Genomic DNA, 24100 nt, shown 5'->3' on the forward strand with positions numbered 1-24100 from the left:
CGCTCCCGTTCACTCGCCCCACCCCGGCGTGCCGGGCGCGCCGGCGTCGTCCTCCAGGTAGCGAACCAACCGCTCGCGGTCCTCCGGGTCGCGGTCGACCGGGTCGCCGTCTCCGCCGGCGCGCTCGGTCCACTCGCGGATCGCGCGGCCGGCCCACGAGTCGGCGTCGCGAGCGAGGGCGCGCGCCTCGGCCATGCGGTCGCGGTCGACCGACAGCGAGCCGGGACGCGAGCCGACGGCGGCTCCGACGAACCGGGCGCGGTCGTCGGCGGTGAGCGAGCCGCTCCGGATCCGGTCGATCGTCCCGTCGAGGCGGTCCGGGTCCGGATACGCGAAGACGGTCGTGCCGAGCGCCTGCGGGCCGAACGCGGGCGCCGGGAGGTCCGTCGGCGGCTCCCCGTCGAGGAGGCGGTCGCCGCCGCCGGCGGCCTCGACGCGCTCACACTCGGTCTCGGCGTCGAGCGCGAGGTTGTGTCCCGGGTACGTCGCGCAGGTCCGGGGGTAGCGGTCGTCGTCGTGGATCCGGCACTGGAGCGTCGTCGGGTCGAGGAAGACGCACGCGTCGAGCCAGCGGGGCTCGTCGGTGCCGATCGGCGCGACCGGCTTCGGTGGTTTCCGGAGGCCTATCATGAAGACGGGACGGTCGCCCGCGGCGGCCACCTCGACGCCGTCTATCGAGACGACCGCGTCGCGCTCGGCGGGCTCGAAGAGGCGGGGGACGAGGGCGTCGCCGAGTCCGTCGTCGAGGAAGCCGGCGACCTCGTCGCGGGTGAGCGGGACGAGGTCGTAGGTGTCGTCGAGCGGAGGGCGTCTGCCGGCGCGGTCGGATCCTGCTGCGTCCGGCGCGAGCGGCCGCCAGTCGACGCAGCAGCCGGCGCAGCCCTCACAGCGGAGTTCCATGTGGTATCAACTGTGTGAACGGTTCGCACGCTTAAAAGGGATCGGCGGGAGGTCGATATGAAACGGAGATTGCGGTGGCGCGTGCCTCCGAGCGCCCGTCGGGTGCGAGGTGCTCGCGCGAGGGACGCGGCGAACGACGAAGCCGTGAGCCGCGAGGCTGGGGAGGCGTGAGGTGCGGTTACTGTGCGGGACTGGCGGGACTCAAAGGGGCAGTCGCGAGGACGAAGCACGGCGATGCAAGGACCGCAAGGAGCGAGCGGAGCGAGCGACTGAGGACCGCAGCGAGCCGCGCGAGTCATCGCGGCTGGGGTTTTGGAGGTGTTCTCCGCAGAGCCGCTGTCAACAACGGATAGCCGAGCGGCTGGGGCTTCAGTAGGGCTCACCGTCGATCTACCGACGAGAGTGTATAAACGGTCTACTAAGTCAAGGCGCGACGCCGACCGTCAACAGCGTGCCCCACGTCCGGTAGCGGTCGACCATCGCCTCGCGGGAGTCCCAGTCGTCGGTGGGGAACGCGGCCGCGTCCGGGATCTCGATCTCTCTGTCGGGGACGGTGTCCTGTTCGGCGACGTACAGCCCGGCGTCGCGGAACGCCTCGCGGTACTCCTCGCGGCTCCACAGCGTCATCTCCACGGAGATGTTCTCCTGCCAGGCGTGACTCGCCTCGTTCTCGGCGTAGTAATTCACGGCGCAGTAGAACGTGCCGCCGGGCCTCAGCACGCGCCTGACCTCCCGGAGCGTGTTGCGCGGGTCGGCCGCGTAGTAGAACGCCTCCATCGAGAAGACGTGGTCGAGCGAGTCGTCCGCGAAGGGGAGCGCGTCGAAGTCGCCGACGAGGAAGCCGACCGCGTCGTCGTCGGTGTAGCGTCGGGCGTTGCGAGCCATCTCGGGCGCGCCGTCGAGCCCGTACCCCCGCCCGATGCCCCGCTCGCGGAGCGCCCGGAGCGCGTATCCGGAACCGGTTCCCAGATCGAGGACGGCGTCGCCCGCCTCGACCGGCATCCGCGCGAGCACGTGTTTCGCGGTGTGCCAGTGCCGCTCCTCCATCCCGCGGTCCTTCCCCGACGTCGCCCAGTCGTCGAACTCCTCGCGAACGCTCATGGCGGTACGACGGGCGGGCGGGTGAAAACCGGTTCGGAGGGGAAGCGTCGGAACGGTCCCCGCTCGTCGCGACGCGCGTCCCGAAAAGCGTCGCCGTTTTACCCGCCGCCGTCCCTTCGAGGGATATGAAACGGCCGGGGAATTTCCGTCGACCGAAGTTCCGGATCGCGGACTCCGCACAGCAGGCGGTCGGCGGCTTTCTCCTCGCGGGACCGTTCGTCGTCACCGGAGAGGTGTGGGACTTGGCCGCGGGCATGAGCGCGATCCAAGGGGCGTTCACCGTCGGACTCGTCGCGCTGATCGGATACGCCGCGCTCTACCGGGCCGACACCGACCGGGACCCCGAGGTCGAAAAGGAGATCGCGGGGATCCCCGCCCGGTTCGTCTCGCTGATGATCGTCGCGTTCGGCTCCGTCATCGTCCTCGTGGTGCTGTTCGACGCGCCGGCCACGTTCCTCATCGATCAGGGCGTGACGGGAGTGGAGCTGTGGGCGACGACGGCCAAGGCCGTCTCCGTCAGCGCGGTGTTCAGCGTCGTCGGGGCCGCGACCGCCGACAGCGTGTTCTGAGCTCACACGACGACGGCGACGACCGCGAAGAGGATCAACACGCCGGCGATGTCGCAGACGTTGGTGACGACGGGGATGGTGGTGTCGTCGGGGTTGAGACCGATCCGGTAGGATGCCTCCACGGCGGCGACGCTCGTCGCGACGACGAGAACGGCGAGCAGCATCCCGGAGACCAGCGAGACGAGGAGCACCCGACCGAGCCCGAGCGTGCCGCCGAGTGCGACGCCGATGGCCCACGCGGCGACGCCGACGACGCCGAAGACGGTCCCCGCCAGCGCGAACACGGCGCCGGCGTTCGCCCTGAGGTCGGGGTTCGACGGATCCAGCTCGTAGGTCCCGAGGTAGAGCTGCGTGGTGAGCCGCGAGCAGGTGATCGACGCGAGGTTCCCGGCGGTGCCGATCTGGACCGGCACCAACACGAGGAGCGCCGGGTTGCTGACGAGCACCGCCTCGTACGTCTCGAGGACGGTACCGGAGACGAGTTGGAGCACCGACAGCGCGGCGAGGAGCGGGATCATCGTCCGGACGATCCGGCGGATCGACCACTCGTCGGTCATCGTCGTCTCCGAGGAGTCTGTGGGGCGCTCTCCTGCGTCAGGGGAATCCCCGACGCCGCTCGCGCCGCCGAGGTCGGTCACAGCGCGGCCCCCACGACGTAGATCCCGACGAGGAGGAACAGGACCCCGAACACGTCCCCGAGCGTCGTCACGACCGGTCCGATCACGTTGTCGGGGTCGAGTCCACGCCGGTAGCCGACGAAGATGACCGCGATCAGCACCGAGATCATGAGGACCGCCGAGAGGAGCCCCGCCACGACCATGATCCCGACCAGTTCGAGGAGGTTCCCCTCCGTCCCCAAGAGCGTCAGCCAGAGGTAGGTGACCACGGCGATGAACACGGAGACGGTCATCCCGTTGACGAAGGAGGCGAGGATCGCGTTCCTGAGCCGCCGGTCGAGACGGAACCGGGGCTCGATGAGCCCCTGGTGGAGTCCGGTCGAGAGGCGGGCTCCGAGCGACCCGTACACGCCGCCGCGGGTCGCGAGGAACGCGGGGAGCAGGAGGAGGAGGCCGGGGACCTCCGAGATTCCGGCGCGCATCGTCTCGGACCCGAGGATGGTGCCGGCGAACAGCCCGGCGACGAGGCTGACGAGGATCACCGGCAGCGCCTGTCGGTAGACGTCGCGCGCGGTGTCGTGACCGGCCATCGTGCGTGCCGACGCGAGGGAGACCCAAAAACCGGTCGGCCGGAACGTCGGCGACCGGTCGCCGTCCGCGGCCCGCATCGTTAAGTCGGTCGGGCGGTTTCCGATCCCATGGACTACTCGCTCGCCATCGAGAACGGGCCGGAAACGATCCCCGGAGGTACGGGGCTTCTGCTCGTCCACCCGAGCATCGGCGAGACGGACCGGATCGACACGGACTTCCTGAAGACCGACACCGACGCGTTCCTCGTCGTCTCCACGCGCACGACCGCACGCGAAGTCGAACAGAAGCTGGAGTACTACGACGTCGACGAGACGAAGGCGACGATCCTCGACACGCTCTCCGTCGAGCGCGGGTACTCGCGGCGCTCCAGCGACGACGTCTACTACGTCTCCGCCCCGGACGACCTCGACGGCGTCGTCGACCGCGTCGAGCGGTTCCTCACCGAGAGCGAGGGGAAGCGGCGAGTCTCGGTCGACTCGCTCACGGAGATGGCGTACTACGCCGACGACGACGCGGTGTACGAGGCGGCCGCGGACATCCTCGCGCTCCTCGACGAACACGACGCGGTCGGGATCTTCCACCTCTCCGAGGAGGTCCACGAGGTCGCGACGCTCGATCGGTTCCGAGAGCTGTTCGAGGGCGTCATCGAACTCGACGGCGACGGCAACGTCACCGTCGACGTGTAGACCGGGATTCGGTTACGAGTCGCCGTCGACCATCGACTCGAACGTCTTCTCCGCCCACTTCACCGCGTAGGGAGCGCCGCGGTCGCGGTAGGCGGCGGTGTCGAGCGCGGCGAACGGCGCGGGGAGGTCGAGCCCGTGGCGGACGGTCGAGCAGGCGTACTCCGTCGCGTTCGCGAAATCGGTGTCTCCGCGGGCGACCTCGCCCGGGAGGCCGCCGAGTCGCCCCTCCAGGCGGTCGCCGGCGTCGAGCCACGCGTCGAACAGCCGCGGATAGCGCTCCTCCCACGACGCGAAAACGTCTCTGGTGTAGAGCCCGACCCAGGCGTCGAACAGCGCAGCCGCGATCTGGAAGACGTCGGTGGGACCGGGTGCGGTCGTGGACGCGCCGGGGGGACCGGGTGCGGTCGTGGACGCGCCGGGGGGACCGGGTGCGGTCGTGGACGCGCCGGTGTCGGAAGCCGGGCGACGGATCGCGGCGTCGAGATCGCGGTATCGCTCGCCGAAGAACGGGAGGAAGCTCTCGGGAAGGCGGTTCGAGGGAACTTCCGCTGGAAGCGAGCCAGTGGACGGGGAGACACCGACCTGGACCAGGCGGTCGGCGATCAGGAACGCGAGGAAATCCTCCGGAGTTCCCTCGGCGCGCTTCTTGACGAGGACGGCCTGCGGGTCGGTCTGGGTCGTCCGGACGACGGTTCCGTCCCCGGGGAGTCCGACGGTGAACGCGGGGCCCGCGTATCTCCGGAGGAGCTCGGGCACCTCGTCCGGGAGCCACTCGGTCGGGAAGGTGGCGGGCGAGAGACCGTCGACGAACAGGCCGAGGTCCTCGGCCGCCGCCGGCGGGAGTGTCTCGAAGTCCGCGTCGACGTCGAGGACGGGTGATCCGGGCGCGTGTTCTTCCCGGACCGCGTCGAGGTCCTCGTCGAGCGACCGGGACGAGAACATCAGCCGAGCACGTACGAGAGGATGATGAGTACGGACAGGGCCGCCGAGACGCCGATCGTTCCGAGCACGATCGTAGTGGGTTTGCTCATGTCCGTTTCTGGGGTCGCCGGTCGTTTAAAACTATATTACTTCGAGCGGACCGGAGGCAAGACGGAAGGAACGGGACCGGAAGAAAGGTGGAAGGAACGGGATCGAAAGACAAGGCGGATGGAACGTGGGCGGCTACCAGTCGACCGCTGTGACGACCGCCAGCGGATTTATACGGGTCCGACGGATAACCGTGGTATGCGGATACGTGACGGACTCGAATCCGACGCCGAGGCGCTGGCGGCTGCGATCGATAGGCCGCGAGACGTCGTGAGGGACGTGATCCACGACCGGTCGGTTCGGGTTGCGGTGGCGGGCGACGAGGACGGGGGTGACACCAGTGACGAGGACGGGGGTGACGCCAGTGACGAGGACGACGAGGAGACGGTGTTCGGATTCGTCGCGTTCGACGTTCGCGACGACACCGTTCACGTGACCGACTTCGACGGGAGCGGCGAGACGGTCGAACGGTTGTTCGAGGAGCCGCGGCGGTTCGCGTGCCGGGAGGAGATGGGGGTCGAAGTCGTCGTCCCGAACGACGAGGAAACGAGTGAAGTGATCGAGGCGTTGGGGTTCGCTGCGGCGGGGAGCGGCCCGCGCTTCGACGGGCGACGGACCACCCGATATCGGATCGAGTTCGAGGAGTTTGACGGTCGGAACGGCGAGTGAGTCGTCAGTCGAAGCGCTGTTGGACGATCTCGAGCGCCGCTTCCCTGTCGTCCCAGTCGACGAACACCGCGACGGAGGTCGCGCTCGTTATCAGGTCGATGATGTTTATCCCGGCGTCGGCGAGCGGCGCGATGATGTCCTGGATGACGCCCGGCTGGTTGGGGAGTTCGCCGCCCATCACCCGGATGACGGCGATCGGATCGGCGACGGTGACGGACGAGAGCGCCTCGTCGGTGACGACCGCCTCGTGAAGCAGCGCCTCGGCCGTCTCGGCCGTGTCGACGTCGACGTAGAACGTGACGGAGTCCATACCGGAGGCGACCGCGTCGATGTTGATCTCCTCTTTGCGGAGCGCGTTCGCCAGCTGCGAGAGGATGCCTGACTGGTTCCGAATCGCGCGACCCGCGATGGTGAGACACGCGAGCGGCTCCTCGCGCATGTCGATCAGGCTCTCGAACTGTCCCTCGATTCGGGTCCCGCCCCGGAGGAGGTCGCCGTGCTGGTAGTGGACGACCCGGACCACGAGGTCCCCGTCCTTGTACGAGAGCGCCGACGGGGCGACAACCTCAGCGCCGCGGAACGAGAGGTTCCGCAGCTCGTCGACGGTGATCCGACCGACGTTTCGCGCCCCCTCGACGACCCGGGGGTCGCCGGTCATGACGCCCTCGACGTCGGTGACGATCACGACCTCGTCGGCGTCCATGTAGTTGCCGAGCATCACCGCGGTCGTGTCGGACCCGCCCCGACCGAGCGTCGTGACGTTGCCGTCGTGGTCCTCCGCCAGGAATCCGGTGATGATCGGGACGACGCCGTCGAGCCGCTCCGCGATGGCGTGCGCGCGCTTCTTCGTCTCCTCCACGTCGACCTCGCCGAGCTCGTTGGTGATGACCGGCCAGTCCGGATGACCGGGTTCGAGGAAGACGGCGTCGATACCGCGGACCGAGAGGGCCGCTTTGAGCATCCTGACGCTGGTGCGCTCGCCCATCGAGACGATCTCGGCGCGGTCGGCGTCGTCCGTCTCGAAGGTGATGTCGTCGAGGAGGTCGTCGGTCGTCGACCCCATCGCGCTCGCGACGACAGCGATCTCGTGTCCCGCCTCGACCGCATTTGCGACCGAATCGGCCGCGCGCTCGATCCGGTCGCCGCTGCCGAGGCTCGTGCCGCCGAACTTGGCGACTACGCGCATACGCCCACCTCGTCGCGAGCGTACCGGTCGGTTTCGTCGCGTCGGATCGAACGAGAGTCGGAGCGAGACTCCGAAGTGAAAGCACGATCAGCAGACATGGGCGTCCGTAGCGGAGGAAGCCGCATAACTGTGTCCACTTCGACAATGGTCGCCCAAATGTACAGTTCGGCGCTTCGACAATGGTCGCCCAAATGTACAGTTCGACGGGGGCGACGGCTGCGGAGGCTTCGGTCGGGTCAGTAACGCGCGGATCGTACCGAGCGAGTCAGAGATTGATCGACACCACTCGTCCGGAATACCTCACTCTCCGGAATACCTCACTCGTCCTGAATCCCCCACGCGTCGGGCATCTCGATGACGTACCGGCCGTCCTCCTGCAGGGAGATGATGTACTCCTGGCGGTCGTACAGCTCCATCAGGTTGAGCTCGTACTTCCCGGGACTCACGATCCGGATGCTCTCGAACTGATCGTTGAGCTCGTCTCGGAGTTCGTCGATGTCGGGGTGGGACTCATCAGGGTTGGGGGCGTCCCGAGCATCTGTGTTGGAGTCGACGGGCTGGCTCGCCCGGTCGAGTTCGTCCGGCGAGACGACGTCGGATCGGGCGCTCGCCTGCGCAGTGTCCTCCTCGTCGCGTTCGCGAACGTGTTCGGTCCCCGTCGTGGAGTCGTCGATCGCGGCGTCGGAAGCGGCCGAACTCGTCGACTGAGCGTTCGCCGACGGCTGCCGGGTGCTGGCGGCTTCCTCGTCGGCAACCCGCGTAGAGTCGGCGGGAGTCGAGTCAGCGTCGACCGGGGGAGTCGGCTCGGGGGCATCGGTGGCGTCGACACCGGTGGGGTCAGGTGATTCGGGGGTGGGCCGCTCCGTCTCGTCCGGCGGCGACCTCCCGTTCGGTACCGATTGCTCGTCCGGCGGCGACTGATCGTCGGTCGTCGCGCCCGCGGGCTTGAACTGGAACTTGTTCCCACCGCAGTCCGGACAGCCCGAAAGCATCTCCTTCGAGCCGTCGGGGAACGTCCGGCCGCAGGTGGTACACTGGTGAGGCATCTATTTGCGGGAGACGAGCGTGCTGATGAGGTTCTCGTCTTTGTGCAGCGTCTCGATTCGGTTGGCCGGACCGATGACGGTGAGCTTCTGAGCGGATTTTCGCCCCATCAGCTTGTCGAGGAAGCTCTGGTCTGTCGTCTCCGCCTTCGGGTACGTCTCGATCTCGATTCCGGTGAAGTCGTCCGGGCTGATCTCCGTCATCGTCACCTCGATCAGCTTCGACTCCTCGTCGGGGGAGAGCCCCTCCTCAAGGATGACGATGTTTCCGTCTCGGACGCCATCGAGGATGAGGCGGATCTTCTCCATGCCGGTGAGCCCCTCCATCCGAGCCCCGCTTATCATGTCGATGCGGACGCCGTCGTCGGGGTCGTCGCCGGAAGCGGCATCGCCGTCGACGTTGGGAGTCGGACCAGGCATCAGCCGAAGTACTCCGCGATCTTCGTGTACACTTCGTCCATGTTCTCGCCTTCGAGCGCCGACAGCGGGATCGTCTCGTGCTGCGGGAACGCGTTCGCGATCTGCTGGACGTTCGCTTCCGGGAGGTCCGTCTTGTTCGCGAGGATGAGCGCCGGGAGGTCCTGCGACTCGATGATCCCGATGAGCATCGTGTTCACCTGCGTGAACGGGTCGTTGGTGGAGTCGAGCACGTAGATGACGCCGTCGACGTCCTCTCGGAGCCAGTGCATCGCCTCCGCGACGCCCTCGGTGGCCTCGCGGGAGCGGCGGACGGCGTCGTCTTTGTCCATGTCGTGATCGAGGAACTCCTTGTAGTCGACCTTGGTGGTCACGCCGGGAGTGTCGACGATGTCGATCGTGACCTTCCGGCCGTTTCGCTCGATCTCGACGTTCTCTTTGCGTCGAGCCCGCCGCGTTTCGTGTGGAATGTGGCTCTCGGGCCCGACGGCGTCACCCGTCCAGTCGCGCGCGATCCGATTTGCGAGGGTCGTCTTTCCGGCGTTCGGCGGTCCGTAGATCCCGATCCGTTTGGGTTCGTCGGCCGCAAACAACCCGTCCGTGACCCGTGATATGCTGTCTTTGAGATTCGTGAGCAGTCCCATCCTGACCTCCAATCCTGTGATCTCTCCCGAATGCTCGGAGTGCGTGCCAACACCCGATCCAGGTTGGCTTGGCGCGTATTCGGGGAATTAACGTAGAGTCCACACCCCTCTCACTTAAGAACTGCGTCAGACATTTTTGTTCTGCCGATATCGACGGTGAGCAGTTTCGAAACGGGCGATGTCGAACGAGTTGGTTTCGAATATCGGAGAGGTGTGAGAGACGAGTGAGGAGAGTCGGGGTCCGCGACAGCGAGCGTGGGCCGACCTGTCGTTTCACTCCACTTTCTGTTCTCTACCTCTCCTCTGTCGTCTCACCTCCCCCACCCCTTTGTTTCGGGTGGAGACGACCAAGGGGGACGGGAGAGGAGGAGGACAGGAGGAGATATCGGTATACACAACTCAGAAAAGTCTAAAAACAACACAGAACAAATATAAAATAAACTCGGACGGATTACCGAGGGTACTGTTATTATCCATGCTATATAAATCCTTCTGTTCATAGAGACGTCTTCTCTTTCTCCCCCCACCCACGAGATCGGTGTTCCACCCGAAACAAAGGGGTGGGGGGGTGCGACGTAGTACAAGGGGAGGATAAAGCGGGTACCCATCTGAGAGCGCCTACCTGACGCGGCCGTGCTCTCATTCCAAACCGATCGCCCCGATCGATTCACGATCTCGAAATTCATTTCGTCGGAGCTGACGGCGACGAAGCGAACGTCGCTCCGTTTCGGGTCCGGAGAGCAACATTTTTGTAGCACCTCTTCATCTAATTCGACTGCATCAACTGGACATCCTTGGACGCCGGTCTCTCTGGATGTCGACGTTTCAGGCCGGAACACGACACGGATCGCCTCCATTCGGGGTATTTCCACCTGAAATAGGGGGGTTCACATGGACGAAGGAGAGCACACATCGCAGGCGGACGAACCGGAGAACAGCGACGAGAACGGAGGAAACCCGTCCACTACGGACGGCGACCAAGACGATCCGCCCCCACGCGCGGTGAGGGCCGAACGCGACGGTCCCGCCGACGGCTCGAGTCGAAAGGTGGACCCGAACGTCACGGCAGATCCAGAGACGTTGACGAACACGGACGCGGACACTAACACAGACCTGGCGAAAAATTCCGATATCGAGGCGTTAACAGACGCCGACGCCGGATCGAACGTCAGTGTCGAAAACGGCGGTCGCGACCGCTCGTCACCCGACGTCGACTTCGACGGCGTCGTCTTGGACGACGCGGACGACAATCAGGGACTGTTCGACGACCTCCTCTCCGGCGAGCCGATTTTCGAGAACAAAGAGGTGCTCCGGCCCTCTTACACCCCGCACGAGCTTCCCCACCGAAACGACCAGATCAACCGCATGGCGACGATCCTCGTCTCCGCGCTCCGCGGCGAGACGCCCTCAAACATCCTCATCTACGGAAAAACGGGAACGGGTAAGACGGCGTCCGCGAAGTTCGTCTCTCAGGAGCTCGAATCGACCTCACAGAAGTACGACGTTCCCTGCGAGGTCGAGTACATCAACTGCGAGGTGACCGACACGCAGTACCGCGTCCTCGCTCAGCTCGCCAACACCTTCATCGAGAAGAACCAGCAGGTCATCGCGAACCGCCTCGACCGGTATCGAGACCTCCAGTCCGAGGCCACCGACGATCCCGACGCGCTCGTCGGGAGCGAGTTCGCTACCCTCGACGACCTGAACGAGCGGATCGACGAGCTGGAGGCCGACGCCGAAGAGATGGAAGATGTCCCGATGACCGGGTGGCCCACCGACCGCGTCTACTCCACCTTCTTCGAGGCGGTCGATTACCACGAGCGCGTGGTCGTGATCATGCTCGACGAGATTGACAAGCTCGTCGAAAAGAGCGGTGACGACACCCTCTACAACCTCTCGCGGATGAACTCCGAGCTCGACAGGTCGCGGATCTCCATCATGGGGATCTCGAACGACCTGAAGTTTACAGACTTCCTCGATCCCCGCGTTAAATCCAGTCTCGGCGAAGAGGAGATAGTCTTCCCCCCGTACGACGCGAACCAACTTCGAGACATCCTCCAGCACCGCGCCGATATCTCGTTCAAGCAGGAGGCGCTCACGGACGACGTGATCCCCCTCTGTGCGGCGTTCGCTGCGCAGGAACACGGCGACGCGCGCCGCGCTCTCGACCTCCTCCGGACCGCCGGGGAGCTCGCCGAGCGCTCTCAGGCAGAGGTCGTCGCCGAGAAACACGTCCGTCAGGCACAGGACAAGATCGAGCTCGACCGCGTCGTCGAGGTCGTTCGGACCCTCCCGACGCAGAGTAAGATCGTCCTCTTCGCCGTCATCCTCCTGGAGAAGAACGGCGTCCACAACATCAACACCGGTGAGGTGTTCAACATCTACAAACGCCTCTGCGAGGAGATCGACGCCGACGTGCTCACGCAGCGTCGCGTCACCGACCTCATCAGCGAGCTCGACATGCTCGGAATCGTCAACGCGGTCGTCGTCTCCAAGGGCCGCTACGGCCGCACGAAGGAGATGGGGCTCTCGGTTCCGGTCGAAGAGACGGAGGCGGTGCTGCTGTCTGACTCCCGACTCGGCGACATCGAGAACGCACAGCCGTTCGTCCAGGCGCGGTTCGACAACTGATCGACTCACCGACGGCTGGTCGACTTCGATCGCTCGTTCCGAACTCACTCCGCCGCGACCGCCGGTGTTCCACTCGAAACCGTGGGGGTCGATGCCGTGAGCGCCGAGAGCGACCACCTCGTCTCGTCTCGGCTCCCGTCGTCCGAACCGGCAGGCCAGTCGCCGGCTCCGACCGACTCCGAGGCGGCTGACTCAGACACGACGGTCGTCGCGAGCACGTCGCTCACCTCCGCCTGTCCCGTCGCGATCAGCCGCACGTACCCGAGGTACGGGACGCGGACTCGCGCGACGCCCGTTATCCACTCGGCTCTGACTGGCGCGGCGAGACCGTTCGCCTGATCGTACTCTCCGTTGTTGTCGCCGAGCGTGATGAAGCCGTCGTGGGGGGCCGGACAGTGGTTCAGTTCCTCGCAGTTTCCCGCGTCGTGGTACTCGTCGTCGGCGCGGTCGTACCAGTTTTCGCCCTCCTCGACGTGAAACATCGCGCGGTGGATGATCGGTGAGGCGGTCCGCCCTGGGGGCCGATAGATGACGACTGAGCCGTACGACCCGAACGTCCGATAGTCCACCGTCTCGCCGTTCTCGTAGGTCACCACGCCCACGTCGTTGTCGGCAGCGTCCGGCGCGAGCCGACCGGGCTCCGTGACGAAGACGAGGTCACCGACCTCCATGTTCGGCTCCATGCTCCCGGACTCGACGGCGACCATCGGTGGCCACACCCCGCTGACCCCGAACAGGATCAGGCCGATCGCCAGCACGATGGCGACGCTGGACAGCAGCTCCCGGATCCACATCAACGCCCCCTCCCTGTCGTGGCGGAATCGGTACAGGAGGCCCGCTAACTCGGTGTCGACCTCCGTTGGATCCCCGACGCTCGCTTCCGACCTATCGACCTCCCCCGGATCGCGCGCCGTGACTGCCGCAATCCCCGAGGAGCTTAGCTCCCGAGGACCCGGGCCCATCGAGCTATCTTCACCGTCGGCAGGGGGGTCGTCTGCTGTGTCCCGGTTGTCCGGTGCGTATCCCTCCTCGCCCTCGTCGTCGAGCGACTCGGTTCGGTCGGCAGAATCGTCCTCGGGTCCCGACCGATCCCCTTCTTCCATTGCGTGTGAATTGGCGGGTTTCGGTCATAAGCTTCCGGGTCACGGCTTCGAAAGGTAGCGGCGCTTCCGACCGGTCCTCCGGAACCGTTTTGAGTCGCTCTCCCGTCTCGACGGCCGTGCCGCTGGAGTCGAACGCGCGAATCGTTAGAGAGCTGGCCAGACGAGGGTACAACGCCGAACGCGAGGCGGTCACCCTGTTGGCGGGCGCGTCAGACTCCGAAGCCGCCCTCGAATCGGCGGTCGACGCCGCTCCCGACGACGCGCTTCGAATCACCGTCGACCACGTGCGCGAGGCCGTCGACTCCCGGACTTCGGCAGACTCACACTCCGAGACCTCGACGGACTCCGAAACTATCGCCGGCGGCGAAGCCGTCTCCGACTCGAACGTAGCAGACGCCGCCCTCCCGTCACGCGACGAACCCGAGGAGATCGATGCCCGATCGCCGGAGCGTTCTCCACCTGAAACAAAGGGGTCGGAGGGAGAGGAGAAACGCCACGTCGGCGCCGATTCCTCGTCAGATTCCGACTCGCGGTCCGTCGCGGCCACCGAGACCGTCGACGGGCGGGGCGCTTCCGACTCCCCTCGCGACGCTGACCGCTCTCGAGACCCGGACCGCCGCGAGCTGGAGGTCGGAAACGACATGACCGGACGGAGCACGGGGACCGGCGAGTACGCCGACTTCGTCCGGACGTTCCGGGACCGCTACGAGCGGCTCTCGAAGCTGCTCCGGGGTCGCGTCAACCACCGACCAGCGGAGGCGATCGCGAACATGCCCGGCGGCAGCGACGCCGCGATGATCGGACTCGTCAACGACGTTCGCTCCACCAAGTCCGGCCACTGGCTCGTCGAGCTGGAGGACACCACCGGGACGTTCCCCGCGCTGGTGATGAAAGACAAGGGACTCGCCGACGTCGTCGACGAGATCCTGATGGACGAGTGCGTCGCCGTCGAAGGGACGCTCGCCGACGACTCCGGGATCTTGTTCGCCGACTCGCTGCACTTCCCGGACGTTCCCCGAACCCACCGAACCGGCGCGGCCGACCGCCACGTCCAGGCCGCGCTGATCTCCGACGTCCACGTCGGCAGCGAGGAGTTCATGGCCGACGCGTGGCACCGGTTCACGAACTGGCTTCACACCCCCGAGGCGGAACCGGTCGAGTACATCCTGCTCGCGGGCGACATGGTCGAGGGCGTCGGCGTCTATCCGAACCAGGACGAGGAGCTGGAGATCGTCGACATCTACGACCAGTACGAGGCGTTCGCGGAGCACCTCAAGGAGGTGCCCGGCGACACCGAGATCGTGATGATCCCCGGCAACCACGACGCGGTTCGACTCGCGGAGCCCCAGCCCGGATTCAACGACGAACTGCGCTCGATCATGGACGTTCACGACGCCCGGATCGTCTCGAACCCGGCCACCGTCAGCGTCGAGGGCGTCGACGTCCTGATGTACCACGGCGTCTCCCTCGACGAGGTGATCGCGGAGCTCCCCGAGGAGAAGGCGAGCTACGACGAGCCCCACAAGGCGATGTACCAACTGCTGAAGAAGCGTCACGTCGCCCCGCAGTTCGGCGGCCACACCCGCGTCGCGCCGGAGGAGCGCGACTACCTCGTCATCGAGGACGTCCCCGACGTGTTCCACACCGGTCACGTCCACAAGCTCGGCTGGGGGAAGTACCACAACGTCCTCGCGGTCAACTCCGGCTGCTGGCAGGCCCAGACCGACTTCCAGAAGTCCGTCAACATCGACCCCGACGCGGGATACGCGCCAATCCTCGACCTCGACACGTTGGAGATGACGGTTCGGAAGTTCGCGTAGTCGCCTGTCCGTCGGTCAGCCGGCTCCCGGTCGACAGTTGAAGTCGGATACCGAGGCTACCCCCGCCGTGACGTGACTCTCGCCCGCGGCGCACTGGACGGGAGCGCGACGCACCGCCGCGGGACGCAGTCCGTTTCGAACCCGTCGCCTGTTCGCCACCTCGACGCCGCCGTGGCTACCGGTCGATCTCGACCCGGCCGCTCGTCGCGCTGTTGAGTCGCTCGATCAGTTCGTCGACCTCGACCACGGGAACCCGGAGGTCGAACCGCACGCGTTCGTCGTAGTCGGCGTCGAACGCGACGCCCGACGACTCGATCACGCCTCGAACAGTGCCCGAATCGTCGTACCCGGTCTCGACGACCAGCCGCCGATGCGGCCGTTCCTCGACTACCCCGGCCTCGTCGATCCCCTCCTTCACCGCTCGCGAGTAGGCGCGCGCGAGCCCGCCGACGCCGAGGTTCGTCCCGCCGTAGTACCGGGTCACGACCGCGACGACGTTGCGGATATCGCGCTGCTGGAGTACGTTGAGCGCCGGCTTCCCGGCCGATCCCGACGGCTCGCCGTCGTCGGAGGCGTACTCCCGGAGCATGGGATCGCTCCCGGGCGTCCGCTCGGACGCCGCGCCGGCCGGCACCCGGTACGCCGGCACGTTGTGGGTCGCCTCGCCGTACTCGCCCCTGACGCGCTCGATGAACGCCTCGGCCTCCTCGACGGTGTCGACCGGGGCGACGTGCCCGAGAAACTCCGAGCCTCGGACCTCGAACGTCGCCGTCGCGGGCTCCGCCACCGTCAGGTACGCGTCGTCGCTCACGGCTTCTCCCCCTCGGTCCGCCGTTCGAGCACCACGCTCGTCGGCGGCGCGAGCCGGTAGAGTGCGACGAACGCGGCGACGCCGACGATCTCGGCGCCCACCGCGACGATCGCGAGGGGGTCGCTCCCGAGCGCCCCCGCTGTCGCGGCGCCGTGCCACCCGACGTAGCCGAGGAGGAACGCCGCGAGCGTACCGGCGCCGAGGGCGTACAGCCGTCGATACTCGGGGGCGCGCAGCGTCGCGACGGCGACGGCGACCGTGAACGCGCCGCCGAGCAGGAACACGTAGGGGCGCACGTCTCCCGGATCGCTCAGCCGCGGCCACGCCCACAGCAGGTGGACGGCGGCGGTCAGCACCGCGGCCTGCACGGCGACCCACCGAATCGCGCGCTTCTCCGGCGCATCGCGGCTGCCGTCCGACGTGCGGTCCGAGGTGTCTTCGGATGTAACGCCGTCGGATTCCTCCCCCGAGGTCGACCCCGTCTCTCCCCCCGAGGTCGACGCGTTCATCGGCCCATCCTCACGTCGGCTCACTCCCACGGGTGGTTCCCGGGTACGTCCGGCCACAGCGGGTACCAGTACGACTCGTCGTCTTCGAGGCCGAGCTCCCCGTCGAGGACGGACTGGAGCTTGAACTCGACCTGTTGGTTCCGCTCGTTCGTCCCCTCCGGCGAGAAGGGGTAGTACGCGCCGCGCCGGAACGAGTAGATCCAGTAGGCGACCACGTCGGCTTTCTCGAAGCCGAAGACGGCCGCGAGCAGTCGCGAGCCGAACCCTTCCTCGATGAACTGGTCGGCCGCGAAGTGGACGCTCGTTACGAGGTCCTCGGGGTCGTCGTCCTCCAGCACGAACCACTGGTAGCCATGGTCGTCCTCGTGGCGGTGGAACCCGGTTCCGGTGTCGACCTCGCCGGCTTCCAGGATGGCCTCGACCGTCTCGACGGCGTCGTCGAAGCGCGTGCTGTCGACGCCGGAGAAACACAGCGCGGCCTCCCCGCAGTGGTCGTAGCCGAGGTCGGCCTCCATCGTCATGTACGCGGTCGACATCCCGAAGAGGTCCTCGGGGTCGGCCTCCCGGGTCGCGTCCGCCTCGGCGCTCGTTCCGAGCACGGCGCGGATCGTGTCGAAGATGCCCATTTATGAGTGACACCTAGGCGGCGCGGGGTTTAGGAGGTTTGCGTCCGCGCGATTCGCCCGCCCCTCGTCGCGGCGGTTTTCACTCCTCGTTCTCACCGACGTAGTCGAGGTACGCGAGGACGCCGCGGACGTTCAGGCTCGCGTTGGCTCGGGCGCGCTCGGGGTTCCAGAACTCGACGTTCCGGCTCGCCGCCTCGAAGTGTTCGACGACGGCGTCGTCGTCCGCGAGCTCCTCCCGTTTCGCGCGGACCGCCTCCACCCACTCCACGTACGCGCGTTTTATCTCCCCGGCCAGTTCGGGCTCGTACTCGCGGGGCCCGAAGTGACCGAAACAGAGGTAGTCGGGGTCCAACTCCTCGATCGTCCGGACGTCCGCGAGACACTGGTCGAGGTCGAACTGCGGCGGCGGCGACGTCGGCTCGATCCCGTCGACTTCGGGGACGTAGATCCCGGCCGCGTCGGCCGCGAAGACCACGCCGGCGTCGGGGTCGTGGTAGATCGCCTGGTGCGGCGCGTGGCCCGGCGCCTCGTGCACGACGAGCTCGCGGTCGCCGAGGTCGACTCGGTCCCCCTCGGACAGCCCCGATATCCGGCTTTCGGGGACCGGAACGGGGTCGTCGTAGTACTGCCACTGATCTTCCACCGCGGCCTTCGTTCCGGCGACGAGGCGGCCCGGGTCGACGAGGTGTCGAACCCCCTTCTCCGGCGCGACGACCTCCGCGTTCGGGTAGCGCTCGGCGAGGTGGCCCGCTCCGCCCGCGTGGTCGAGGTGGGCGTGAGTCGGGAGGATCCACGCCAGGTCCTCGCGTCCGATCCCGATCTCCTCAATCGTCTCGAACAGCGCCTCCCGGTTCGCGCCGGTCCCGGTGTCGATCACGACGGGGCGCTCGACGTCGTACACGTACACGGCTCCGTACTCGTCGGTGTCGAACATCCCGGTGTCGTGGACGTACAGGTCTGACACCCCGCGAACCGGCTCGAACTCGCCAGCGTGCATGCTCCAACGAGCGGCGCGCGGTCCCTTTTAGGGTTCGGTCCCGGCGAACGGAAGCGGACGGCGACGCTCGATGGCGACCCACGCTCCGACGCACGCCCGAACGGTGGCGGAGGCTTATTGGTCGCTCCCCACGAGCGGTCGGTATGCGCGTGCTCGTCACCGGCGCCACAGGGTTCGTCGGGGGCCGACTCGTACCGGCGCTCCGTGACCGCGGCCACGAGGTCGTCGCGCTGGTTCGCGACGCCGACGGTTACGTCCCGCCGGACGGAGTCGACGTGGTCGAAGGTGACCTTCTGAAGCCGGACACGCTCCCCCCGGCGTTCGAGGTCGACGGCACTCCCGTCGACGCCGCCTACTACCTCGTCCACTCGATGGACGGGGGCCCCGGGTACGAGGAACGGGACCGCAACTGCGCCGAGCACTTCGCCGCGGCGGCGTCGGCCGCGGGCGTGGACAGAGTGATCTACCTCGGGGGACTCGGAGAGGACCGCGAGGAGCTCTCAGAACACCTCCGGTCCCGACGCGAGGTGGAACGGATCCTCGCGGCCGGAGATCCGGCGCTCACGACGCTGCGGGCTGCCATCGTGATCGGCGCCGGGAGCGCCAGCTTCGAGGTGATATACGGTCTCGCGAGCCGGCTCCCGGTGATGACGACGCCGAAGTGGGTCGACACCCTGTGTCAGCCCATCGCGATCGACGACGTCGTGGCGTACCTCGTCGGCGTCCTCGACGTCCCCGAGACGCGCGACGACACGTTCGAGATCGGGGGACCGAACGTCCTGACGTACGCCGAGATCCTCCGGCGAACCCGCCGCCAGCTCGGCCACAGGCTGTGGATCGTCCGGGTGCCGGTGTTGAGCCCGGAGCTGTCGGCGAAGTGGCTCCGACTGGTGACCGACGTGAACCCGTACCTCGCTCGCTCGCTCGTCGAGGGGCTCCGAAACACCGTGATCGTCGAGGACGACCGAATCCGCGACCTCGTGCCGGTGGAGCAGACGCCGTTCGAGGTCGCCGTCGCGAGGGCGATCGACAGTCTCCGGCGTGACGACGCGAGTGACGCGACTGGCGCGACCGGCCCGACCGGCCCGACCGACGCCACGGCCGAGCTCGACGCGGAGTCGGAGTCGTGAGTCGAAACTACGGCGAGACGTGGGTGTACGAGAGCCTCGTGGGCGGGATCCCCGGCCTGGGGCTGTCGCGGCGGCTCGCGGTCGCGATCCAGTTCTTGCTGTTTCAGGCCGGCGTGGTCGTCCTCGGCTGGCACTACGAGCTGTGGGACGCGGTCGTCGCGGGAACGGTCGCCGTCGTGGTCGCGGCGATCGGCAGCGTCGAGATGCACCGGCTCGGCGCCGCGAACCGCCGCCTGTCGACGCCCCCGGAGCACAAGCGGCTCCTGTTCGGGTCGAGCATCGAGATCGTCCTCGGGGTGCTCGCGTTCATCGCCCTGATCACGTACCTGATCGCCTGGGATGGGACGCTTCTCACTCGTCTCTTCGGCTCGAACCCGCCGATTCCGGCCGTCTACCTGACGCTCCTCATCCTCTGGGACCTCACCTATCGGATCGGCACCTCCTGGTGGAGCGCGGTCGTCGCGCTCTGGCGCGCGGTGAACGTCGATCTCGACCCGGAGGAGGCCGCGCGCGTCAGGCGGATCGACGCGGAGAACATCGGATTCTCGGTGCTTCAGCTGGCGCTCGTCCCGTTTCTACTCGAGGAACCGGTCCTGCTCGGCGCGGTCGTCGGTCACGTCCTCGCCGTCGCGATCGTCTGTACGGCCGCCATCGCGCTGTCCTGACCGACGGTCCGATCGGTCAGCGGGCCGGGTCGAAAGCGTCGATCCGCAGAAGAGGGACTCCGATGCCCGCCTCACTCGCCTTGCAGCTCCTGGAACTTGTCGAGGAGTGCCTCCGCCGAGTCGCCGGAGTCGAACGTGAGCGAGCCGGAATACTCCGGCCGCTCCGCGTCGAAATCGGCGTCGACTTCGCTGGTCATCTTCTCGCGACGCTCGTGTTCGGCCTCGTCATAGGCACCCATTGACATGGTACGACCTCACTTAGAAACAATCAGTCATATATGTGTCGGTGAATTGTTTGCTTGTCGAAACTACTCCGAGAGATCGTCGGGGCGTCGCGTTTCGGGCACCGGAACCGATTAGACCTGGGGCGCGATAACACGGCCGTGGCACAACCGCTCCGCTTCAGGCGCGCCCCCGGTCGCTGGAGCGCCGACCGCGTCCACTCGCAGCTCGAACGACCGCTCGACGACAACCTCGGAGCGACCGCGAGCGACCCGTGGTTCAGTCCCCCACCGGGGTACGACGCGCGGCGGTTCGACATGGACGACGGCTCGTTCGCCCTGTTCTGCTGGACCGACGACGACGCCGACCCGCCCGCGGGAGCGAGCGGAGGACCGGTCGGCTACTGGATCGGGAACACGGAGACGCCGAGCCAGCTGTGGCGCACGGACAAGTACGGCTTCGACGAGGTGGCGTATCCCGTCTCTCGGTGGGTCCAACGGGAGCTGCTCGCCGCGCTCCACGACGAGGAGCCGTGGCTCGCGGCGTTCCCGCACGTCTCCTGGTACTTCCTTCCGGTGTTCTGCTCGAAGGACGGCGCGGAAACGACGCGGGCGTTCTTCCGCGATCACGCCGCCGGGTTCCCGGAGGCGACGCGCGAGGAGGGGACAGGATTCGTCGAGGAGACGCTGCGGCCGGGCACGCTCGACGAATATCGCGAGACGATGGCGGGCAAGCTCGGCACCTCGGCGTCGCTCGACATCGTGCGAATGAGCGCGACGATCGCGGAGTTCACGGTAGCGCGGATCCTCACCGACTCCGGATACGACGTGACTCCGGAGATCGAGGTGACGACCGGGCACTCGCTCGACTTCCGAGCGACCGATCCGGACACCGGACGCGCGTCTCTCGTCGAGGTGACGCGCCCGCAGCCCGCCTCGAACCGATCCGCGAACGGTCCCGTCGCGGCGGTCCGCGACACGGCGGAGACCAAGACGAGCGGCCAGCTACGGGCGCACGGCGGCGGCGTCACGCTGCTCGTCGACTGCACGTCCTTCCCCGCGGACGACTGGGCGGCGGTTCGCGAGGCTCAGCCGGACGTTCGACATCGCCCGGCGGTCGTTCTCCGCGCGCGCCCGGACGGGCACGTGGAGGGGTATCGGAAGGGATCGGTGCCGATCGACCTGTCGCCGGCGATCGATTGGGTGTGAGTCGGATCCGTTCTCGCGCGCGCCTCTCCGACGCGACTGACACTCGTGCCGTTACGCCACTCGTACCGCTGGCGACGATCCGGTGCTACCGACGCGGTAGACGTCGAAAAGCGCGGTCGACTCGTGTCCGTTCAGAACGAGACCGGTGAGGGTCCGTCCTCGGCGTCGGTCGTCGGGTCGCGGTCCGAGTAGAACCGCCGACCGACGCCGCGGTGACAGACGCCCGCGCGGAGGGCCGTGAACACGTCTTCCGCGTCGTCGAACGTCTGGTCGCCGAACCGCTCCAGCACGTCGCCGAGACGCTCGGTGCCCTCCGCGAGCTCTACGGTCGCGTTCCCGTGGGCCGCGATCAGTTCCTCCGAGGTCGTCGGGTATTGGTGCCGTTCGAGTCGGTCGTCGACGCCGTTCAAGCGCATCGACAGATAAACAGCGCCGACGGTTCTTAATGATTGTCCATGCACAACCTTAGTCCGGGATATCAAATTATAGTTCCTTATATTGGTGTGCATTCACACGAATCTATCGTCGCCGCTTAGTACGGGGGAGGCCAACGGAATCCATGGACACGGACCGGATCGTCGCCGACCTCCACGCGCACACGACGATCTCCGACGGCACCATGACGGCCGCGGAACTCGCTGCGACCGCCGCCGACGCGGGGCTCGACTGGGTCGCCGTCACCGACCACGACCGGATCCACCCCGACCTCGACGCCCCCGTCGTCGAACGCGAAGGGGTCCGAGTCGTCCGCGGTATCGAACTGCGGGTCGACGCCGGCTTCGAACGGCTCGACCTGCTCGGATACGCCGTCGAACACACCGCGGCGCTCGACGCGGAGATCGAGCGTCTCCAGGCGGACCGGCAGCGCCGCGGCGCCGCCATCCTCGACGCGGTCGAGGAGCGACTCGGCGTCGACCTCGGCGTCGACCCCCGTCCCGGCCTCGGGCGCCCGCACGTCGCCCGCGCGATCGAGGAGTCGGAGGCGCCGTACGACTACGCGGGCGCCTTCGACGCGCTGATCGGGAACGACGGCCCCTGCTACGTCGCCCGCGACGTGACCGAACTGGATCGGGGGGTCGAACTCCTTCGAGACGCGTGCGCGTTCGTCGGGCTCGCGCACCCGTTCCGGTACGACGACGTCGCCGCCGCGCTCGACGTCGCCCGCGATCTGGACGCGGTCGAGCGGTTCTACCCGTACGGGCGTCCGGTCGACGACGCGCGCGTCGAGCGAGTCGCCGCCGAGCACGACCTGCTCCTGACGGGTGGGAGCGACGCGCACGAGCGCACGCTCGCCGAGGCGGGATTGACCGCCGACGCCTTCGAGCCCGTTCGCGCCCGGCTGCCGGCTCCAACCGGGCGGGAGACCGGATCCTCCCCGATCGACGAACAGGGTTAAGCCCGACGCCGATAGAGTGGCGACCATGCGGTGTCACTACTGCGAGCGGGAGGCCACGTACGAGGCCGAGCAGAGCGGCGTGGTCGTCGGCCTCTGTGAGGAGCACTTCAAGGAGCGCGTCGAGGAGCTCGCGGAGTCGGACGAACTCGCGTCGCTCCGCGACCGGATCGACGTCGAATCGTCGGAATAACCTCCTCTTCGGCCTCGCCTCTCACCGCCTTCAGGTCCGTAACCGGCTCGCCGCGGACGGATCATAAAAGACCGCCCGGAGCCAACGCTCCGCTATGCACCCCACCGACCGGCCGCGGCGGCTTCGGACCGACGGCGTCCGTCCGCTCGTCAGCGAGACGTCGCTGGCAGCCTCGGACCTCGTCGCGCCCGTCTTCGTCGACGCGACGACCGACGAGCGCGTTCCCATCGAGACGATGCCGGGCCACGAACGCGTCCCCGTGAGCGAGGCCGTCGACCGCGTCGAGGAGGTCCGCGAGACCGGCGTCGAGGCCGTGATCCTCTTCGGGATCCCCGAGTCGAAGGACTCGGAGGGGAGTCGGGCGTACGCCGAGGACGGCGTCGTCCAACGCGCGACGCGGCGGATCGCCGCCGAGACCGACGCGTACGTGATCGGCGACGTCTGCCTCTGTGAGTACACCGACCACGGGCACTGCGGCGTGATCGAGGAGTCCGCGGAGACGGACCCGACGCTCACGGTGAAGAACGACGAGACGCTGGAGCTGCTCGCCGAGACGGCGGTCTCGCAGGCCGACGCTGGCGCGGACATGGTCGCCCCCTCCGCGATGACGGACGGACAGGTGGGAGCGATCCGCGGGGCGCTCGACGAGGCCGGTCACGAGGACGTGGCACTCATGAGCTACGCGGTCAAGTACGAGTCGGCGTTCTACGGTCCGTTCCGCGACGCGGCCGACGGCGCGCCAGCGTTCGGCGACCGCCGACACTACCAGATGGACCCCGCCAACCGGCGCGAGGCGCTCCGCGAGGCCCGGATCGACGCCGAGGAGGGCGCGGACGTGTTGATGGTGAAACCGGGGCTCCCGTACCTCGACGTGGTCGCCGACATCCGCGCGGAGTTCGACCATCCGGTCGCCGCGTACAACGTCTCCGGCGAGTACGCGATGCTGCACGCGGCCGCCGAGAAGGGGTGGCTCGACCTGGAGGCGACCGCCCACGAGTCGCTGCTGTCGCTCAAGCGCGCGGGCGCTGATCTCATCATCACGTACTTCGCCGAAGACCTCGCCGAGCGCTTATCTGTAGGAGCGGGTGAGGGTTCGACGCTCCTGTGAACCATTCACTTGGCGCGCGCCTGTGAGCGCCCGTCGGGCGCGAGCAGCGCGCGCGAGGGAGTCGCGAGCAAAGCGAGCGACGAGGCTGGGGAGGCGTGAGGCTGCGGTGCTGTGCGCTCGGGCGGGACGCAAAGGGGCAGTCGCGAGGACGAAGCACGGCGACGCAAGCACCGCAAGGAGCGAGCAACGCGAGCGACCGAAGCGCGCAGCAAGCCGCGCGAGTCGTCGCGGC

At 67.4% G+C, this 24100-nt stretch carries 27 protein-coding genes; 11 read left to right on the top strand and 16 right to left on the bottom strand.

From position 1 onward, the window contains the following. Window positions 1-9: 9 nt before the first annotated feature. Complete coding sequence (locus U4E84_RS04895; protein WP_322530978.1) at window positions 10-900, bottom strand: YkgJ family cysteine cluster protein; 891 nt, start codon at window positions 898-900, stop codon at window positions 10-12. A gap of 423 nt (window positions 901-1323) precedes the next feature. Beyond that, window positions 1324-2001, bottom strand: a complete 678-nt coding sequence (locus U4E84_RS04900; protein WP_322530979.1) for a class I SAM-dependent methyltransferase — start codon at window positions 1999-2001, stop codon at window positions 1324-1326. 125 nt (window positions 2002-2126) lie between these two features. Here U4E84_RS04900 and U4E84_RS04905 point away from each other — a divergent pair, with 125 nt between their 5' ends. Then, a complete protein-coding gene (locus U4E84_RS04905; RefSeq protein WP_322530980.1) occupies window positions 2127-2570 on the top strand; it encodes a DUF2391 domain-containing protein in 444 nt (147 codons plus the stop codon). A gap of 2 nt (window positions 2571-2572) precedes the next feature. On the opposite strand, the gene U4E84_RS04910 is transcribed toward U4E84_RS04905, so the two are convergent. After that, on the bottom strand, window positions 2573-3127 hold the full coding sequence (locus tag U4E84_RS04910) for a magnesium transporter (protein ID WP_322531009.1): 555 nt from the start codon (window positions 3125-3127) through the stop codon (window positions 2573-2575). A gap of 77 nt (window positions 3128-3204) precedes the next feature. Continuing rightward, window positions 3205-3777, bottom strand: coding sequence for a magnesium transporter (locus U4E84_RS04915; RefSeq protein WP_322530981.1), 573 nt, complete (start codon window positions 3775-3777; stop codon window positions 3205-3207). A gap of 108 nt (window positions 3778-3885) precedes the next feature. Between U4E84_RS04915 and U4E84_RS04920 the strand changes: the two genes are divergently transcribed. Beyond that, entirely contained in the window at window positions 3886-4464 is a 579-nt protein-coding gene (locus tag U4E84_RS04920; RefSeq protein ID WP_322530982.1) for a hypothetical protein, read from the top strand. Between the two features lie 12 nt (window positions 4465-4476). On the opposite strand, the gene U4E84_RS04925 is transcribed toward U4E84_RS04920, so the two are convergent. Further along, window positions 4477-5406 carry a hypothetical protein gene (locus U4E84_RS04925; RefSeq protein WP_322530983.1) on the bottom strand — a complete coding sequence of 310 codons (930 nt, stop codon included), beginning with the start codon at window positions 5404-5406 and terminating at the stop codon, window positions 4477-4479. A 285-nt stretch (window positions 5407-5691) separates the two neighbouring features. Here U4E84_RS04925 and U4E84_RS04930 point away from each other — a divergent pair, with 285 nt between their 5' ends. Continuing rightward, window positions 5692-6162: a hypothetical protein gene (locus U4E84_RS04930; RefSeq protein ID WP_322530984.1), complete on the top strand. Its 471-nt coding sequence runs from the start codon at window positions 5692-5694 to the stop codon at window positions 6160-6162. 4 nt (window positions 6163-6166) lie between these two features. On the opposite strand, the gene U4E84_RS04935 is transcribed toward U4E84_RS04930, so the two are convergent. The 4 genes from U4E84_RS04935 to U4E84_RS04950 form a co-directional block, all read right to left on the bottom strand. Then, a complete protein-coding gene (locus tag U4E84_RS04935) occupies window positions 6167-7348 on the bottom strand; it encodes an aspartate kinase (RefSeq protein ID WP_322530985.1) in 1182 nt (393 codons plus the stop codon). A 317-nt stretch (window positions 7349-7665) separates the two neighbouring features. Beyond that, window positions 7666-8394, bottom strand: coding sequence for a Zn-ribbon containing protein (locus tag U4E84_RS04940; RefSeq protein WP_322530986.1), 729 nt, complete (start codon window positions 8392-8394; stop codon window positions 7666-7668). Beyond that, window positions 8395-8811 (bottom strand): DUF2073 domain-containing protein, encoded by a 417-nt coding sequence (locus tag U4E84_RS04945; protein WP_322530987.1) that lies wholly within the window; start codon window positions 8809-8811, stop codon window positions 8395-8397. Then, entirely contained in the window at window positions 8811-9452 is a 642-nt protein-coding gene (locus tag U4E84_RS04950) for a GTP-binding protein (RefSeq protein WP_322530988.1), read from the bottom strand. The genes U4E84_RS04945 and U4E84_RS04950 overlap by 1 nt, the downstream gene beginning before the upstream one ends. Before the next feature lie 891 nt (window positions 9453-10343). On the opposite strand from U4E84_RS04950, the gene U4E84_RS04955 reads away from it, so the two are divergent. Further along, on the top strand, window positions 10344-12083 hold the full coding sequence (locus U4E84_RS04955) for an orc1/cdc6 family replication initiation protein (RefSeq protein ID WP_322530989.1): 1740 nt from the start codon (window positions 10344-10346) through the stop codon (window positions 12081-12083). Window positions 12084-12127: 44 nt separating this feature from the next. On the opposite strand, the gene U4E84_RS04960 is transcribed toward U4E84_RS04955, so the two are convergent. Beyond that, window positions 12128-13186 carry a S26 family signal peptidase gene (locus U4E84_RS04960; protein WP_322530990.1) on the bottom strand — a complete coding sequence of 353 codons (1059 nt, stop codon included), beginning with the start codon at window positions 13184-13186 and terminating at the stop codon, window positions 12128-12130. Between the two features lie 116 nt (window positions 13187-13302). Between U4E84_RS04960 and U4E84_RS04965 the strand changes: the two genes are divergently transcribed. Beyond that, a complete protein-coding gene (locus U4E84_RS04965) occupies window positions 13303-15006 on the top strand; it encodes a DNA-directed DNA polymerase II small subunit (RefSeq protein WP_322530991.1) in 1704 nt (567 codons plus the stop codon). 175 nt (window positions 15007-15181) lie between these two features. On the opposite strand, the gene U4E84_RS04970 is transcribed toward U4E84_RS04965, so the two are convergent. From U4E84_RS04970 to U4E84_RS04985, 4 genes are all read right to left on the bottom strand, one after another. Continuing rightward, the gene (locus U4E84_RS04970; RefSeq protein ID WP_322530992.1) at window positions 15182-15817 is read right to left on the bottom strand and encodes a YigZ family protein; all 636 of its coding nucleotides are present in this window, start codon (window positions 15815-15817) and stop codon (window positions 15182-15184) included. Continuing rightward, a complete protein-coding gene (locus U4E84_RS04975) occupies window positions 15814-16326 on the bottom strand; it encodes a hypothetical protein (RefSeq protein WP_322530993.1) in 513 nt (170 codons plus the stop codon). The genes U4E84_RS04970 and U4E84_RS04975 overlap by 4 nt, the downstream gene beginning before the upstream one ends. Before the next feature lie 20 nt (window positions 16327-16346). Continuing rightward, window positions 16347-16952, bottom strand: a complete 606-nt coding sequence (locus U4E84_RS04980) for a hypothetical protein (protein WP_322530994.1) — start codon at window positions 16950-16952, stop codon at window positions 16347-16349. 79 nt (window positions 16953-17031) lie between these two features. Further along, window positions 17032-17949 carry an MBL fold metallo-hydrolase gene (locus tag U4E84_RS04985; RefSeq protein ID WP_322530995.1) on the bottom strand — a complete coding sequence of 306 codons (918 nt, stop codon included), beginning with the start codon at window positions 17947-17949 and terminating at the stop codon, window positions 17032-17034. 143 nt (window positions 17950-18092) lie between these two features. On the opposite strand from U4E84_RS04985, the gene U4E84_RS04990 reads away from it, so the two are divergent. Both U4E84_RS04990 and U4E84_RS04995 read left to right on the top strand, forming a co-directional pair. Further along, window positions 18093-19079 (top strand): NAD(P)H-binding protein, encoded by a 987-nt coding sequence (locus tag U4E84_RS04990; protein ID WP_322530996.1) that lies wholly within the window; start codon window positions 18093-18095, stop codon window positions 19077-19079. Next, window positions 19076-19744, top strand: coding sequence for a hypothetical protein (locus U4E84_RS04995; RefSeq protein ID WP_322530997.1), 669 nt, complete (start codon window positions 19076-19078; stop codon window positions 19742-19744). Before U4E84_RS04990 ends, U4E84_RS04995 begins: the two co-directional genes overlap by 4 nt. 71 nt (window positions 19745-19815) lie before the next feature. Here U4E84_RS04995 and U4E84_RS05000 read toward each other — a convergent pair whose 3' ends face one another. Further along, the gene (locus U4E84_RS05000) at window positions 19816-19983 is read right to left on the bottom strand and encodes a DUF5786 family protein (RefSeq protein ID WP_322530998.1); all 168 of its coding nucleotides are present in this window, start codon (window positions 19981-19983) and stop codon (window positions 19816-19818) included. A gap of 144 nt (window positions 19984-20127) precedes the next feature. Between U4E84_RS05000 and U4E84_RS05005 the strand changes: the two genes are divergently transcribed. Then, window positions 20128-21174: a DUF5784 family protein gene (locus tag U4E84_RS05005; protein ID WP_322530999.1), complete on the top strand. Its 1047-nt coding sequence runs from the start codon at window positions 20128-20130 to the stop codon at window positions 21172-21174. Window positions 21175-21305: 131 nt separating this feature from the next. Here U4E84_RS05005 and U4E84_RS05010 read toward each other — a convergent pair whose 3' ends face one another. Continuing rightward, entirely contained in the window at window positions 21306-21590 is a 285-nt protein-coding gene (locus U4E84_RS05010; RefSeq protein ID WP_322531000.1) for a DUF2795 domain-containing protein, read from the bottom strand. A 143-nt stretch (window positions 21591-21733) separates the two neighbouring features. Between U4E84_RS05010 and U4E84_RS05015 the strand changes: the two genes are divergently transcribed. The 3 genes from U4E84_RS05015 (at window position 21734) to hemB (ending at window position 23868) form a co-directional block, all read left to right on the top strand. Beyond that, window positions 21734-22570 (top strand): PHP domain-containing protein, encoded by an 837-nt coding sequence (locus U4E84_RS05015; RefSeq protein ID WP_322531001.1) that lies wholly within the window; start codon window positions 21734-21736, stop codon window positions 22568-22570. Between the two features lie 25 nt (window positions 22571-22595). Continuing rightward, window positions 22596-22760 carry a DUF6757 family protein gene (locus tag U4E84_RS05020; protein WP_322531002.1) on the top strand — a complete coding sequence of 55 codons (165 nt, stop codon included), beginning with the start codon at window positions 22596-22598 and terminating at the stop codon, window positions 22758-22760. Window positions 22761-22854: 94 nt separating this feature from the next. Then, entirely contained in the window at window positions 22855-23868 is a 1014-nt protein-coding gene (gene hemB, locus U4E84_RS05025; RefSeq protein ID WP_322531003.1) for a porphobilinogen synthase, read from the top strand. Window positions 23869-24100: the final 232 nt, after the last annotated feature.

Source organism: Halorubrum sp. AD140 (assembly GCF_034497445.1).
Classification (GTDB): Archaea; Halobacteriota; Halobacteria; order Halobacteriales; family Haloferacaceae; genus Halorubrum.